Source organism: Pantoea sp. CFCC18179 (assembly GCF_059412405.1).
This window is the reverse complement of record NZ_JBNBPM010000002.1, coordinates 186,695-202,431: the sequence shown is the minus strand read 5'-3', so window position 1 is coordinate 202,431 and position 15,737 is coordinate 186,695. Positions and strand designations below refer to the sequence as shown.

The window sequence follows — 15,737 nt, the reverse complement described above, 5'->3', positions numbered from 1 at the left end:
GGTGCGAGGTTGCCCTCACCCTAGCCCTCTCCCATAAATGGGAGAGGGGACAGATCGAGTACTGGGGTTAAATTGAAATCCGCCTAAACGTTCCTTCTCCCGATTGTGGGAGAAGGTTAGGACGAAGGGCATTACAACGCAGGACTCACCAACATCTGCCCCGCCGTTCCGCGATCGGCCATTTCCAGACTTTGGCTGTAATAGACGAACGGGAAATGATCCGACGAACTCTGCGGGAAACTCACCAGCAACTCCACCGATCCATCGACCCACACCGTGTCTTTCCAGCCGCGATCTTCGCCCATCGGCTGCGCGCCGTTGACGTTCTTAATCAGGAACATCACGCCCTGAATGTGCAGCGATTGCGGCATATCGGCGTGAATCACCCAGCGCTCAAAGGTGCCTTGCTGTACGGTGGTATCAATGCGGTTCATATCCCACAACGCGCCGTTAATGCCTGGTTCGCGATCGCCGAGACGGAATTCACGCGTGCGCACTGCGACGCCATCAAGGATTTGATCCGCCAGCAAACGCATCGGCAGATTGTCGGTCACCAACGGCAGCAAACCGGTCGGGCGCAAATTCAGTACCAACGTATTGGTCAAAATCGACGAAGGCTCAAACAGGCCACGTAAGCGATCCATCAAGCCTGCCGCGGTACCGGCGGTGATCGACACTTCATCGCCCTGCGACATATCCACCAGCACTTCGCGGCGCTCGCCGGGTGCGAGTGATAACAGCTGTACCGCTACCGGCGCAGGCAGAAAACCTTGATCGCTGGCGATCACGGTAAACGGGCGATTATCGGAGAAACTCAGATCGAAGCGGCGTGAATTCGAAGCGTTCAGCAAACGCAAACGCACCCAGCCGCGCGACACTTCGACGTACGGATTTTGCACGCCATTGACCAGCAACACATCGCCGACAAACCCGCCGTCGGCAGGCGGGTTGTAGACCGGCGTGGCGAAGTTATCGAGACGTTTGTCCTGAATAATCAGCGGGAAATCATCAACGCCATAATGCTTCGGCAACGGCAGCGCTTTGCTGACGTCATCCTCCACCAGCCACATGCCCGCCAGGCCATTGTAGACGTGCGGTGCCATGCGATTCGGCGTGTTGGCGTGATACCACAAGGTGCCCGCGCCCTGACGAATTGGCAGCACCGGCGCCCAATCGGCGCCTGCTGACATCATGCGTGGCGCGCCGCCCATCAATGCACCCGGCACCTGCAAACCGCTGACGGTCATCGATACCGGTTCGTTGAGGCGATTGCTGTAAATCAGCTTTACATCATCGCCGCTGTAAACGCGCACCGTTGGGCCGAGATACATGCCGTTAATGCCCCACACCGGGACTTTGTTGCTGTTGCCGCTGAATGACCAATGGCTGCGCTGCAAGGTTAAAAACAGCGGCTGCCCGCGACGGGATTCAATCAACGGTGGAATCGGAAGCGGCGTATCGCCCAATGGCGCGGCGGCGCGGGCGGCATAAGGCATGGCACCGGAAGCCAGCGCGACACCGGCAGATAACTGAATAAACTGACGTCTGCTGCAAGACATAAAACTTCAGACCTTTTGAGCGTGGCGTGAAAACGCCGTGTCCATGTTGTTCTAATTGATTATTAGTTGCTGTGTTGCGCCCGGAACGGGCTGGGGCAGAAGAACCTGCCCCGTTTGGCCGGTCAGAGTTTACCGCTTTTTTCGCGTTCGGCGACTTCGGCGTTCAATTCTTCCAGTTTAGCCGACATTAATTCGCGGCAATGGGTAGCGAGTTTACGCACCGAAGTGGTGGTGAATTGCGTGGTATCGACCGGAGGCAACATCTCAACAATCACTAAGCCATTGTTCCAGCGATTCAATTTCACTTTATCGTGGGTGTTAGACACCACAATTGGAATGATCGGCACACCGGCAGCCACCGCAGCATGAAACGCGCCGGTTTTAAACGGCAATAAACCGCGTCCACGGCTGCGCGTACCTTCCGGGAACATCCAGAATGAAATGCGCTTTTTGTTAAATTGATCGACCAACTCACCGATGGTGCCGTGCGCTTTGGCACGGTTATCACGATCAATCAACAGGTTACCGGTCAGCCAATAAAGTTGGCCGAAGAACGGAATCCACAACAGGCTTTTCTTACCGACGGTGACCGTTGTCGGCTGCACGATTTTCGCGGCCGTAATCATGTCGTAATTGTTCTGGTGGTTCGCGATGTAGATCGCGTTGCCATATTGCGCGGCTTCCGCTGGTTTACGCAGTTCCACTTTGAGACCAAACACCGTCGACAAGCGACCCAGCATATGGCCAAAGGTCGCGACGTGGCGCGGATTACGTGGCGAAAACAGACACCAGATACTGCCGAAGATACAAACCAGAATCGAATAAACAATAACAATAATTGCTCGTAAAATTAGTAACATAGATTCCTCAAATTGGGCATTCCATCGCCTGAATTACAGCGTTACTCTTCACTCGCGTCAGTTTTCGGACGCGCTGGTGCATTCACTTCTACGCTATCGATACGTTGCAGACCGCGCGCCACGCTGCCGCGACGTCCGCGATCGCCACGCACTTTTTGCAGCTCTTCATCGCGCATCACCAACTTACGCTTGCCGACATAAATGGTAATCGACGCGCCCGGCGGCAAAATCATCAACCATTGTAGTTTGTCAGTGCCGGCTGCGGCTTCTGCGGACGGAATCGAGATGATTTTGTTGCCTTTGCCTTTCGACATCTGCGGCAAATCGCCGACCGGGAACATCAACATACGACCGGCTTGGGTGATCGCCAGCAGCATGTCATCGCCGGAATGCACCGCCATCGGCGTCATCACTTTGGCGTTTTCTGGCAGCGTCAGCAGCGCTTTACCGGCGCGATTGCGCGAGACCAAATCGGCAAAGGTACAGATAAAGCCGTAACCGGCATCCGACGCCATCAGCAATTTCTGCTCATCCGGCTCCATCAGCACTTGCTCAATCACCGCGCCCGGCGGTGGCGTCAGCTTACCGGTGAGCGGCTCGCCCTGCCCGCGCGCGGATGGCAACGAAGTCGGATCGAGCGTGTAACTGCGTCCGGTGGAGTCGATAAACGCCACCGGCTGATTGCTCTTGCCGCGCGCCGCGGCCAGATAACTGTCGCCGGCTTTGTAGCTCAAACCAGCGGCATCGATATCGTGACCTTTGGCACTGCGCACCCAACCCATCTGCGACAGCACGATGGTGACTGGCTCGGCGCTCACCAGCTCGTTTTCGCTCAGCGCTTTGGCTTCTTCACGTTCACGCAGCGGCGAACGACGATCGTCGCCGTAGGTTTGGCTATCGGCCAGCAACTCTTTCTTCAGCAAATTACTCATCTTGCGTTCAGACGCCAGAATCGCTTGCAGCTGATCGCGCTCTTTTTCCAGCTCGGCTTGTTCACCGCGAATCTTCATCTCTTCCAGTTTGGCGAGATGACGCAGTTTTAATTCCAGAATCGCTTCGGCTTGGGTATCGGTGATATCAAAACGCGACATCAATACCGGCTTCGGTTCGTCCTCAGTACGGATGATGTGAATCACTTCATCAATATTGAGGAACGCCACCAACATACCTTCGAGGATATGCAGGCGACGCAACACGCGATCCAAACGATAGTTGAGGCGGCGCGTGACGGTAGCGCGACGATACACCAGCCACTCAGTCAGGATTTCCAGCAGGTTTTTCACCGCCGGACGGTTATCCAGCCCGATCATGTTCAGGTTAACGCGATAGCTTTTTTCCAGATCGGTGGTGGCAAACAGGTGATTCATCACCTGCTCGACATCGACGCGATTGGAGCGCGGCACGATTACCAGGCGCGTTGGGTTTTCGTGGTTAGATTCATCACGCAGATCTTCCACCATCGGCAGCTTTTTATTGCGCATCTGGTTGGCGATCTGCTCCAGCACGCGTGCGCCGGAAACCTGATGTGGCAACGCGGTAATCACCACGTCGCCATCTTCTTTTTTCCACACCGCACGCTGGCGGATCGAACCGCGACCGCTTTCATAGATCTTACGGATTTCGTTGCGCGGCGTGATGATCTCGGCCTCGGTCGGATAATCCGGCCCTTGCACGATATCCAGTAGCTCGTTCAGCGTGGTGTTCGGGCTATCGATTAGCTTGACCGCCGCTTCAGCCACTTCACGCAGGTTATGCGGCGGAATGTCGGTCGCCATGCCCACCGCAATGCCGGTGGTGCCGTTCAATAAGATGTTCGGCAAACGCGCTGGCAACATCTTCGGCTCTTGCAGGGTGCCGTCGAAGTTCGGGACGTAATCGGAGGTACCTTGCCCCAATTCGCCCAGCAGGATTTCGGCGTATTTAGACAGACGCGATTCGGTATAACGCATCGCGGCGAAGGATTTCGGATCGTCCGGCGCACCCCAGTTCCCCTGACCATCCACCAGCGGATAGCGGTAAGAGAATGGCTGCGCCATCAGCACCATGGCTTCGTAGCACGCGCTGTCGCCGTGCGGATGGTATTTACCCAGCACATCACCCACGGTACGCGCCGATTTTTTGAATTTGGCGTTGGAATTGAGGCCCAATTCCGACATCGCATAGACAATGCGGCGCTGCACTGGCTTGAGGCCATCGCCAATGTACGGCAGCGCACGGTCCATGATCACGTACATGGAATAGTTCAGGTACGCGTTTTCCGTAAACTTGTGCAGGGCTAAACGTTCTGCACCATCTTGCGTCAATTCGCTCATTAAGCTCGCATCCTCACTTCGTGGCCCGCAACGGCGGGACATCCGGCGGTCATTTGGCGAGGATATTACCTTATTCGTGCGGTTTAGTCACAGAGAAGCCCGCAGCGCAAGACAGAATCATCTCAGGTTAAATAACGTGATGGCGGTTGGATAATTAAAACAATCTGCGATCGCTATCACAGTGAATATCGCCTATTCAGTGTGAGCAAGGTCGCAATTCATTATCGGATAAACACGGCCTATTAATTATGTCCGCTATCACGGACAATATTTAGTATTGTTGCTTATCTTGTCCTCTCCTAAATTCATACTCCAACAGCACCACATTTTTGCGCTTCTGATTTCTGGCATGGAATAAATATAAAGAGCAATTAGCCATTAACGCTTTGCCAAAATAAGGGTGAACGAATGCAAATACTGACTTCGCGACAACACCGATTAGTAAAATTACTGCTGCATCATGCCGCGCCACAGCCGAGTAAAGAGTTAGCGTTACAACTGGGCGTGTCGGAGAAAACCATTCAGCGCGATTTGCAGTGGCTGGAAAGCTGGCTCAGCAACTGGTCGCTGACTTTAGAGAAAACCCCGGGACGCGGTGTGCGCCTGCGGGTGGATGATATCCAGCAGCGCTTGCAGTTGGAGCAGCAGCTTAACGGCGATGAAAGCAGTTCCTCTGAAGCGTTAAGCCATAATAGCCGCCGGGTGAAGATTGCTTCGCAGTTATTGAGTGATGCGCCGCGCGCCACCTCGATCAGCAAGCTTTCTGAGCGCTACTTCATTAGTCATGCGTCGATTGTGAATGACCTGAAAGTGATTGAGGAGTGGCTGCAACCGCTGGGACTGGCGCTGCAACGCGGGCCAGGTGGTACGCACATTGAAGGTAACGAGCAGACTTTACGTCAGGCGATGGTGTCGCTGATTAACGATGTGATGCAGCAAAACGTCGCCGGAACGCCGCTGTTGCCGCGGCTCGATCCCGGCAGCCAGCAGGCGCTGGTGCATTATTTTGGCGATGAGGATGTGGCATTTGTGCAAGCGTTGCTGCAACAGATGGAGCAGCAACTGAGTTACCCGCTCGGCGATGCGTGGTATCTCAATCTCTGCACCCATATCCTGATCATGATGCATCGCATGGCGCAAGGTAATGCATTGGCCCTGGAAACGCTGACCAGCGCGCAGGATCTCGATCAACGCATTCTGACCATCGCACAACAGATGGTGAGGCAGATTGAGCAACGCATGTGCTGCGCGTTACCGTCGGATGAAATCGGCTTTATTTATCAATATATCGTTTCGTCCGGCATCGTCGTGGAAGAGCGTGGCGATAATGCGCAACTACATAATCAATTTTCCACCGCTGAATCGGTAAAAATAACCTGTAAATTAATTGATCGTTTCTCATCATTTATTCAACAGGACTTAGCGCAAGACCGCTTATTATTTGAAGGTTTATTAGTGCATATAAAGCCATTATTAAATCGACTCAAATACCATATTCATATTCGCAATCCGCTGCTGGAAGATATCCAGCAGGAGATGAAAGAAATATTTTCATTAACGCGTAAGGCGATGCAATTAACCGCGCGCATCCACGGACTTTCCAGCGTAGCGGATGACGAAATAGGTTATCTGTGCGTGCATTTCCAGGCGGCGCTGGAGCGACAAATTGCCCATAAACGCATTCTGGTGGTCTGTTCGAGCGGCGTTGGCACCTCACATTTGCTGAAGAGTCGCATCCTGCGCGCTTTTCCGGATTGGGAAATTGTCGGCGTGGTGTCGGCCAGCAATCACGCGGCATTTTGCCAACGCGAATTGGTGGATTTGGTGATCACCACCATTCATCTCAGCGCCGGGCCGATTCCGGCGGTGTATGTCAGTGCCTTTTTTAACGATGACGATATTCGGCGGGTGACTGACGCCATGATTGGCAGCCAGTTGCCCGATGGCGCCTCCTGCGCTTTGGCTGAACATTAATTGAATGAGGATTCACGATGGATATTTCCCGCATTCTAACGCCGCGCCGCGTTAACCTGGCGCTGAACGCCACCACCAAAGAAGAAGCGATTAATGAGCTGACCGATTTGCTTTATAAAGACGGCGCGATTACCGACCGCGCGGCCTTTATCGAGGACGTTTGGCTACGTGAAGCTGAAGGTTCCACCGGCTTCGAAAATCACATCGCCATTCCGCACGGTAAATCCGCGGCGGTGAAACAGACCACGCTCGCCATTGGCCGCACCCAACACGATATTCCCTGGGAAACGCTGGATGGCAGCCAAGTGCGCTGCATCATTCTATTCGCCGTGCGACTGGAAGATCAGAACACCACCCATATTCGCCTGTTGTCGCAGGTGGCCAGCGCGCTGGCCGATGATGAGGTGATAGCCCAACTGCTGGTGGAAAACGATGCCAGCAATATCATCCGGCTGTTTAGTCAGTACGCCGAAACCGACCTCTGTTAATCCCCCAACTCTTTGAGGTGACACATGAATATCGTCTGTGTAGCGGCCTGCACCGCAGGCATCGCGCATACCTATATTGCGCGCGAAAAACTGATTAAAGGGGCCCACGCGCTGGGCCACACCATCCACGTTGAAACGCAAGGCACTATCGGCACCGAAACGCCGTTAACGCCGGAAGATATCGCTGCCGCTGACGTGGTGATCCTCGCGGTGGACGTGAAGATCAAAGGAGAGGAGCGCTTTCAGGGCAAACCCATTGTGCGAGTGAAAACCGAAGTGGTGATCAAGTCACCGGTGAAATTCCTCGAAAAAGTGGCGGATTCACTGGCGCGCGCCTGAGGAGATCCATCATGAATGACAACAAACGTCAGTACGGCCAGGAGATCAAAGGCCATCTGCTTACCGGCATTTCGTGGATGATCCCGCTGATCGTTGCCGCCGGGATCTGTATCGCGCTCGGCCAAGTGATCGGCGGGCCGGATGTGGGTAAACACATCGGCACCGTCGCGTGGATGCTGAACCAAATTGGTGGCTGGGGCATGGGCTTGATCGTGCCGCTGATCAGCGCAGCGATCGCCTACTCGATCGCCGATCGCCCCGGCTTTGCGCCTGGTTTGATCGTCGGATTCATTTGCGGGCAGATTGGCACTGGCTTTATCGGCGGCATCTTCGGCGGTTTCCTGGTGGGTTACACCGTATTGCTGCTGCGCCGCACCATTAAGTTGCCGAAATCGATGCAAGGCTTAATGCCAATTATGGTGCTGCCGGTGCTGAGCACCATCATCGCCGGGTTGCTGATGATGACCTTTATCGGCCAACCGATTGTCTGGCTGCAAAAGGCGCTGATTGCGCTGCTGGAATCGATGCAAGGTGGCTCGAAGTTTGTGATGGGCGCGATTCTCGGCGCGATGGCGACCTTCGATTTTGGCGGACCGGTGAATAAAACCATGTCGCTGTTCGCTGACGGCATGTTGGTTGACGGCATTTACGGGCCAGAAGCGGTGAAGTTTGTCGGCTCAATGATTCCACCGTTTGGCATCACGCTGTCGTATCTGCTGAGTCGCAACAAGTACACCAAAGCCGAGAAAGAGGCGCTGAAAGCCGCCTTCCCGATGGGTATCTGCATGATTACTGAAGGCGTAATTCCGATTGCGGCGCGCGACTTATTCCGTGTAGTCGGCAGCTGCGTGGTGGCTTCCGCCATCGCCGGGGGCCTGATTATGGTGTGGGGCGTTGGCGCACCGGTGCCGCACGGCGGGATGTTTGTGGTGCCGTTGTTCAACAAGCCCTGGCTGTTCTGCTTAGCGCTCGGTATCGGCACCACGGTGTGCGGCGTGATGCTGTCAGTGCTGAAAAAACCGGTCACCCAGGCAGATGAAGAGTTCGACGACGTGGAAGCCCCCGGCGTCCGCGATGAAGAGATTAAATTCACTCTGGAATAAGGAGCCACCATGTTTGCCATGATGAATGACCTGATTCAGGCCGCAGCCAAACAGCGTTACGCGGTGCTGGCGATTAACTGCTTCAACCTCGAGACCGCGCGTGCCGCCATTCAGGCCGCTGAACAGCAGCGTGCCCCACTGATCCTCAATGTTTATCAGGGACACAGCTCGCACTTCCCGCCCGCCATCGCAGTGCCGTTGGTGCAGGCGCTGGCGAACGACGCCAGCGTGCCGGTTGCAATGGCCCTCGATCACGGCAAGGCCTTTCCGCTGATTGGTCAGGCGTTTCGTGCCGGTTTTACCGGTTTGATGATCGATGCTTCCTCCGAACCACTGGCCGAAAACATTCGCCAAACCGCCGCCGTGGTAAAGATGGCGCAAACTGCCGGCGTTTGCGTTGAAGGCGAGCTGGGGCATATCGCCGATGCGCCGACTTACGAGCTGGCGGATGCGTCTGTGAAGATGACGCAAGTGGCGGATGTGCTGCCGTTTATCGAGCAGACAGATATCGACCTGCTGGCGATATCTGTCGGTACCGCGCACGGACTTTATCCGGCGGGCGTGAAGCCGAAGATCGATTTTCAACGCTTGCAGGAGCTGCATGCAGTTTCCACACGACCGTTGGCGCTGCATGGCGGATCGGGCACGCCCGCCGAGGATATTCGTCGCGTTAGCGAGTTTGGCGTCGCCAAGATCAACGTCGGCGCGGCGGTGTTTGATGCTGGGAAAATGGCGGTTGAACAAGCGCTGAAACAGCATCCCAATGCAGAACTGGCCGATTTGCTCGGGCTGATGGAATCCGCCTGCCGCGAAGTGGTGGTTGAGTATTTGAGCTGGTCGGGTTCGGCGGGCAAGGTTTCGCCATCGAGTTGATTGGCGGTCGCCATGAATGGCGACCCTACATCACATTGTAAATTTCACATTCATATCCATCATCGGGGCGGCGTGCGCGTCGGCTCTAGTAAAACTCACGCTGAGGAAAAATTAACATGTTGATTTCAATGAAAGAAATGTTGGCACCGACTCGTGAACACCGTTACGCCATTGGTGCATTTAACGTGGCGGATAGCTGCTTTATCCGTGCGGTAGTGGAAGAAGCCGAAGCCACCAACACGCCTGCCATTATCTCAATTCACCCAAGCGAGCTGGAATTTGTCACTGACGAATTCTTTGGCTATGTGCGGGAACGTACGCTGAAAAGCAAAGTACCCTTTACTATTCACCTCGATCATGGCGCCTCAATTGCGCAAGTGCTGCGCGCCATTCAATGCGGCTTCACGTCGGTGATGATTGACGGTTCGCTGCTGCCGTACGAAGAGAACGTGGCGCTGACCAAAGAAGTGGTGAAACTGGCGCATTCGGTTGGGGTGTCGGTGGAAGGTGAACTTGGCACCATCGGCGATACCGGAACATCGGTGGAAGGTGGCGTGAGTAAAGTGATCTACACCGAACCGGCGCAAGCGGAGGATTTTGTCCAGCGCACCGGCGTGGATACGTTGGCGGTGGCGATTGGTACCGCGCACGGCATCTATCCAATAAATATGAAGCCTGAGTTGCAGATGCATATCCTGAAAGATATCTCGCAGCGCACCACCATTCCGCTGGTGCTGCATGGCGGATCGGCGAATCCCGATGCCGAGATCGCAGAAGCGGTGACGCTTGGCGTCGGCAAGATCAATATTTCAAGCGATATGAAATTCGCTTACTTCGACAAGCTGCGTGAGATTCTGGCGCGTGAAACCTGGTGGGATCCGAATGTGATCTACCCTGAAGCAATTACCGCGGCGAAAGCGGTGATTCGCTACAAGATGAATCTGTTTGGCGGATTGGGTAAGGCGAGTTTGTATCGATGAGTTAAGCATCACACCAGGCATCGTCACGATACCTGGCATTGCGCAATAAATTGCGCCGCTACGGTATGTGCAAATACTGAGTTTGGAAGCAGCAAAACGCACATATTTGTAGCGGCGCGATTTATCGCGTGAATTTGCTATTTGGCAGAACCCAACCATTGTTTGGCGATCTGCGCATATTCGCCGGTGGCGGTGCTGAGATGCAGCCACTGATCGACATACAATTTCCAGCTCATATCATCACGCGGAATCATGTACGCCTTCTCGCCGTATTGCATCGGCTGGTCGGGATTGATGGCGCACAGCGTAGGATAGTGTTGCTGTTGGAATTGCGCTTCCGAGGCATCGGTGATCATCACATCGGCTTTGTTATCCACTAACTGCTGGAAAATCCCGACGTTATCCGCCAGTTGCAACGTTGCCTGCGGCAAGTGGCTGTGCACAAAGGCTTCATTGGTGCCGCCCGCCGGTTCAATCACACGCACGCTGGCTTTGTTGATCTGCTCAACCGTTTGGTACTTCGCTTTATCGTCGCAACGCACCAGCGGAATTTTGCCATCCACGCCCAATGGCTGCGCGAACCACGCAATTTGCTGACGCTTGAGCGTTACCGACACACCACCCAAAGCGATATCACATTGCTTAGCAACAAAATCGTCACTCATGGTTTTCCAGGTGGTCTGCACCCATTGCACTTTCGCGCCGAGGCTGGCCGCCAGAGATTGCGCCATGCTGATATCCAATCCTTCATATTGCCCATCACTGCGCAAGAAGCTGTACGGCTTGTAATCGCCAGTGGTGCACACTTTTAGCGTTTTGCTACTGCGGATTTCGTCGAGATGGGATTGCGCCTGTGCAGCGCCGGCTGCCAAAAGTAATGTGGTTAATATCGCGGTTTTCATGATCTCTTCTTTTTCATTTTGATGTTGGTTTGCGCACAGATTGTTTCATACGCCTGCGCATTATTGCTTTATAAGCAAAAGTCTTGTGATCAATTACGCATTTTTTTACTTCACTCACGCGCGTAGAGTGGCCGCCATCAACGAGAAACGGAGCGAACATGAATATTTTGATTATCGACGGCGGAAAAACTTTCGCCCATTCCAAAGGCGAACTCAACCATACGCTGACTGAAGTGGCAGCAAGCCAACTGCGTGATTTGGGCCATCAGGTGCAAGTCACCTTGGCTGACAGCGATTACGACGTAAAAGAAGAAGTGCAGAAGTATCTCGACAGCGATGTGGTGATTTATCAGATGCCAGGTTGGTGGATGGGCGAGCCGTGGACGGTGAAGAAGTACATCGATGAAATCTTTACCGAAGGTCACGGTTCACTGTATGCCAGCGATGGCCGTACCCGTAGCGATGCGGGTAAAAAATACGGTTCTGGCGGCCTGATTCAGGGCAAGAAATACATGCTTTCATTGACCTGGAATGCACCGCTGGAAGCGTTTAACGATCCAGAGCAGTTCTTCGAGGGCGTTGGTGTCGATGGTTTGTATCTGCACTTCCATAAAGCCAACCAGTTCCTTGGCATGGAAGGTTTGCCGACCTTTATCTGTAACGATGTGATCAAAATGCCGGACGTGCCACGCGATATCGAACGTTATCGGACTCATCTCAGCCAGATCTTTGCTTAACTGTAAACACCCAGGGATAAGAGGAAGCGCTATGTTAACCGTCGTTGCAGAGATTTGTGTAAAACCGGGCCGCCGCCAGGTGGTGTTGGATGCGATCAACAAACTGATTCCAACCGTGTTAGAAGAACAAGGTTGCCATCAATATGACGCGCTGGTTGACCATCAAGCGCAGGTGCCGTGGAAACAAAATTCTCCCGATTCGATTTTTATGCTGGAACAGTGGGAATCATTGCGTCATTTGGAGCAACATCAGCAGATGCCACATATGGATGCGCATCGTTCACTGATTAAAGATGATGTGGTGGATGTGAAGATTCTGGTGTTGGAAGCAGCTAAATAAGCTGATTGTTCGCTTCGAAGCATAAAAAAAGCCCCGATCGTGAGACCGGGGCTTTTTGTTAGCAGTTAATCAGAGATTAGTGCTGTTCCTGAATCAGTTGCTGAGGAACCATCACTTCTGCATCACCACCGTTATTCTGGTAAACGTTATATTCAACGCCTGCCACGGTCACGGTGCCGTTTGCCTGGGTCCAGTTACTGACATCTTCACCTTTCGGCAAGATGTCTTCCAACTTCAGTTCCTGGCCCCCTTTCTCAGATACGATCATCTGCGTTTTACCGTTATCAATGAACAGAGAGTCACTGCTCTGAGACATGATGTCATTGAGTGACATATTCATCAGACCTTCATTCAAGTCCATCATGCCGAAAAGCTCGATTTCTGGCGGCAAAGGAGCCTGAGTATCAACTTCGATATCAAACTTAGTTGCAGGTCGATATTCGTTACCCGCCGCGTCGCTAAAGCCTGCGCTAAATTGATAAACGGCATCAGGCAGCTCTGGCGTTTCAAATCTCCACGTACCGTTAACCACCGTAGTCGAACCAATCACGAGGGTGTGAGCAGCATTACCATAAAGAGTCACAACATCCCCTGAAGTCCCTGTGCCATACATGATCAGTGTATTGTCATTCTCAGCCGCAGATGCATTCGCTTCCGTTCCATCATTAGCTTTGTCAGTTTTTACGCTGTCAAAAGTGCCAGTGGTCGGTGCCGTGGTATCGACGTCAAAGTTAATACCGTCGCTGATTGGACCTTTAACACCTGAAGCACTTACTGGTTGAACCTTGATGTCATGCTTACCTTCGCTGAGCGTTGGAAGCTCTAACTCCCATTTGCCATTTGCAACGGTTGCACTACCAATTACAGTCGCTCCGTCATAAATGATGACCTTAGTACCATCAACACCCGAACCGCTGATGGTTGGTTTGGTGTCATCAGTAAAGTCGCCATTGCGAATTGGGCCTATCTTGGGACCGATATCATCAATTAATTCAAAATCTTTCAGCGCGTCAGGCACCTTAGTGTCAATGATCAGGTCCACTGGATCTGACGGTTGAGAGGTATTGCCCGCTGGATCCGTGATTTCAACAATGACTTCGTATTCACCATCAGGGATAGGATCTGTTGGGCGAATACTCCAATCACCATTATCACCAACGATGGCGGTGCCAATCACGGTCTCATCACCCTTTTCATCCCTGATGATAATTTTTACGGTATCGCCTTTATCTGCGTCTTCACCGGTAAATTCTGGGCGGCTATCGTCAATAGCTTCACCTGGTGCAACTGGGCCTTGTTTATCACCTTCATGATCGATAATAGCGGGCTCATCCGGTTTTTCTGGCGCTTTAGTATCAATGATGAGGTTAATTGGAGCTGAGTCACCTGAACGCTTATCACCTGCTGCGTCACCAACTTGCACCACCAACTCATGTGGTCCTTCTTTCAGCGCGGGGACTTCAACTTCCCATTTGCCACCAACCACTGTTGCAGAGCCAATGTCTTTCCCATCTTCACGGACATAAACGATATCGCCATCATTACCGGTACCACGCAGTACTGGCGTTGTGTCATTCGTTGAATCACCATCATGAAGAGGAATTTCAACAGGACCGTTATTCGCCACAACTTCTTCAATTTCCACCGGCGGCAGAATATTTGTATCAATAATTAAGCGGAAGTTTTCAGTTTGACCAGGTGACGTGTTACCGCCTTTTGAAATGGCATCTACACGTAGGTCGTAAGTACCTTCATCCAAATCAAGGTCCAGTTTCCATTCACCCTGCTTATCCACCACTACGCTACCAATAAGGGTTGAGCCGTCCCAAATACGAACAATTGAGCCTGCGTCACCTTTACCTGACAAGGTCGGAGTTTTGTCATCAGTGGTATCACCTGATTTCAGCGCTCCCGTGCTGCGGCCTTCATCATCGTAGACTTCGTTCAATGTTGGCGTGCTTGGGATGGATGTATCCAAATTCAGTGTGAAGTTGTCGGATTTTGGACTGATTTTGCCATGACGATCGGTATAGGCAACATTAAATACATGTGTACCATCTGCGTTCAAGGTTGGCGTAAAGCTCCAGCGACCATCATCGCTCGCCTTAACTGAACCAATAATGGTTGAGTCAGTTCCATAAATTGAAACCAGAGAGCCAGGTTGAGCAACGCCACTCAGCGTTGGCGTGTTGTCATTGGTGAATTGGCTAGAAGTCAGATAATCCACCGTACCCACGTCATCAATGACACGCATAATTTGCGGCGGCGCTAAGGCATCAGCGTCAATAATGATGATTCTTTGCGTTACAGCGCCCCAGTTTCCTGCGCGATCAAGGAAACGAGTCTGGAAGAAATAAGTGCCATCATCCAATTCAGGTAATTGAACGCTCCACTTACCATCGGCTTGCACTTTTCCCGAGTAGATTTCACGATTAATTATGTAATATATGGTGGAGCCAGCTTCTTTCAGGTTGGTGCCACTCCCATTAATGACTCTTCGGTCAAGATAAATGGGTTCAATCGCTGAGCCATCCTGTGCGAAAGTGCCTAAATTGAGAGATTTGTTATCTTCAACTGGAGCTGGAGTCTCAGAATCACCTTGTTCAGCAAAGACGACTGCACCAGCAGCTATCTTCAGAACGAAAGGGGCTGATTTCACACTGGTATTTTTAGTGATGTCTTGCGAGGTTACCGTGAGACTATGCGAACCATCAGCCAGCGTTGGGGTGATCGTCCATGCGCCCATATTATCGGCTTTCGCTGAGCCAATTGGTGTAGTACCTGTATTATCATAGAGATAAACAATGGATTGCGGTTCCGCTACACCAGAAAGTACGGGTTTGCGCTCATCGCTGGTGTCACCCGGTGTCAGATTGCCTTTGTCGCTACCTGTATTATCAACCGCGCGCCAGATTTCTGGTTGTGAAGGCGGAGTCTTATCAACATTGACAATGTAGGTAGTTGGAGCACTGCGGTTTGTGGCGCGATCAATGGTCACCAGCTGCACCGTATGCATGCCTTCAGCCCAGCCACCTGGCGGAGTAAATTTCCAATTACCATCTTTATCAATATCAGTGAAATGAGAAACACCATCAATAATAATTTCGATCTTGCCGCCTTTGGCATCGAGAAGCGGTTTAGGGGTTAACCAAGCATAATTCGTATCAGAAGTATGGATAAAATTAACGGGCATTACGCTATTAATGCTGTTATTCGCCATGAGCATATTCCTTTTAAATAGGGTTTCAAGCTCCGGATATCCCTCCGGAG

Annotated in this window: 13 protein-coding genes; 8 read left to right on the top strand and 5 right to left on the bottom strand. The window is 52.5% G+C overall.

The features are described 5' to 3' along the window. Positions 1-131: 131 nt before the first annotated feature. The 3 genes from ftsP to parC form a co-directional block, all read right to left on the bottom strand. Positions 132-1,559 carry a cell division protein FtsP gene (gene ftsP / locus ACPUC7_RS05545; RefSeq protein ID WP_494922068.1) on the bottom strand — a complete coding sequence of 476 codons (1,428 nt, stop codon included), beginning with the start codon at positions 1,557-1,559 and terminating at the stop codon, positions 132-134. A 122-nt stretch (positions 1,560-1,681) separates the two neighbouring features. Continuing rightward, entirely contained in the window at positions 1,682-2,419 is a 738-nt protein-coding gene (locus ACPUC7_RS05540; RefSeq protein ID WP_494922067.1) for a 1-acylglycerol-3-phosphate O-acyltransferase, read from the bottom strand. Between the two features lie 41 nt (positions 2,420-2,460). After that, the gene (parC, locus tag ACPUC7_RS05535) at positions 2,461-4,731 is read right to left on the bottom strand and encodes a DNA topoisomerase IV subunit A (protein ID WP_494922066.1); all 2,271 of its coding nucleotides are present in this window, start codon (positions 4,729-4,731) and stop codon (positions 2,461-2,463) included. Between the two features lie 408 nt (positions 4,732-5,139). On the opposite strand from parC, the gene ACPUC7_RS05530 reads away from it, so the two are divergent. The 6 genes from ACPUC7_RS05530 to ACPUC7_RS05505 all read left to right on the top strand — a co-directional run bounded on the left by ACPUC7_RS05530 (position 5,140) and on the right by ACPUC7_RS05505 (position 10,488). Further along, entirely contained in the window at positions 5,140-6,705 is a 1,566-nt protein-coding gene (locus ACPUC7_RS05530) for a BglG family transcription antiterminator (protein WP_494922065.1), read from the top strand. Positions 6,706-6,722: 17 nt separating this feature from the next. After that, positions 6,723-7,193: a PTS sugar transporter subunit IIA gene (locus tag ACPUC7_RS05525; protein WP_343550743.1), complete on the top strand. Its 471-nt coding sequence runs from the start codon at positions 6,723-6,725 to the stop codon at positions 7,191-7,193. Between the two features lie 24 nt (positions 7,194-7,217). Further along, a complete protein-coding gene (locus ACPUC7_RS05520) occupies positions 7,218-7,532 on the top strand; it encodes a PTS fructose transporter subunit IIB (RefSeq protein ID WP_494922064.1) in 315 nt (104 codons plus the stop codon). A gap of 11 nt (positions 7,533-7,543) precedes the next feature. Beyond that, a complete protein-coding gene (locus tag ACPUC7_RS05515) occupies positions 7,544-8,635 on the top strand; it encodes a PTS fructose transporter subunit IIC (protein WP_494922063.1) in 1,092 nt (363 codons plus the stop codon). A 9-nt stretch (positions 8,636-8,644) separates the two neighbouring features. Then, positions 8,645-9,508 (top strand): class II fructose-bisphosphate aldolase, encoded by an 864-nt coding sequence (locus ACPUC7_RS05510; RefSeq protein WP_494922062.1) that lies wholly within the window; start codon positions 8,645-8,647, stop codon positions 9,506-9,508. A 116-nt stretch (positions 9,509-9,624) separates the two neighbouring features. Next, positions 9,625-10,488, top strand: a complete 864-nt coding sequence (locus ACPUC7_RS05505; protein ID WP_494922061.1) for a ketose-bisphosphate aldolase — start codon at positions 9,625-9,627, stop codon at positions 10,486-10,488. A gap of 137 nt (positions 10,489-10,625) precedes the next feature. On the opposite strand, the gene ACPUC7_RS05500 is transcribed toward ACPUC7_RS05505, so the two are convergent. Next, positions 10,626-11,390: a transporter substrate-binding domain-containing protein gene (locus tag ACPUC7_RS05500; protein ID WP_494922060.1), complete on the bottom strand. Its 765-nt coding sequence runs from the start codon at positions 11,388-11,390 to the stop codon at positions 10,626-10,628. 158 nt (positions 11,391-11,548) lie between these two features. Here ACPUC7_RS05500 and ACPUC7_RS05495 point away from each other — a divergent pair, with 158 nt between their 5' ends. Both ACPUC7_RS05495 and ACPUC7_RS05490 read left to right on the top strand, forming a co-directional pair. Further along, entirely contained in the window at positions 11,549-12,127 is a 579-nt protein-coding gene (locus tag ACPUC7_RS05495) for an NAD(P)H-dependent oxidoreductase (protein WP_494922059.1), read from the top strand. A 31-nt stretch (positions 12,128-12,158) separates the two neighbouring features. Beyond that, positions 12,159-12,467, top strand: a complete 309-nt coding sequence (locus ACPUC7_RS05490; RefSeq protein ID WP_343550736.1) for a putative quinol monooxygenase — start codon at positions 12,159-12,161, stop codon at positions 12,465-12,467. A 76-nt stretch (positions 12,468-12,543) separates the two neighbouring features. Here ACPUC7_RS05490 and ACPUC7_RS05485 read toward each other — a convergent pair whose 3' ends face one another. After that, a complete protein-coding gene (locus ACPUC7_RS05485; protein WP_494922058.1) occupies positions 12,544-15,687 on the bottom strand; it encodes an Ig-like domain-containing protein in 3,144 nt (1,047 codons plus the stop codon). Positions 15,688-15,737 lie beyond the last annotated feature (50 nt).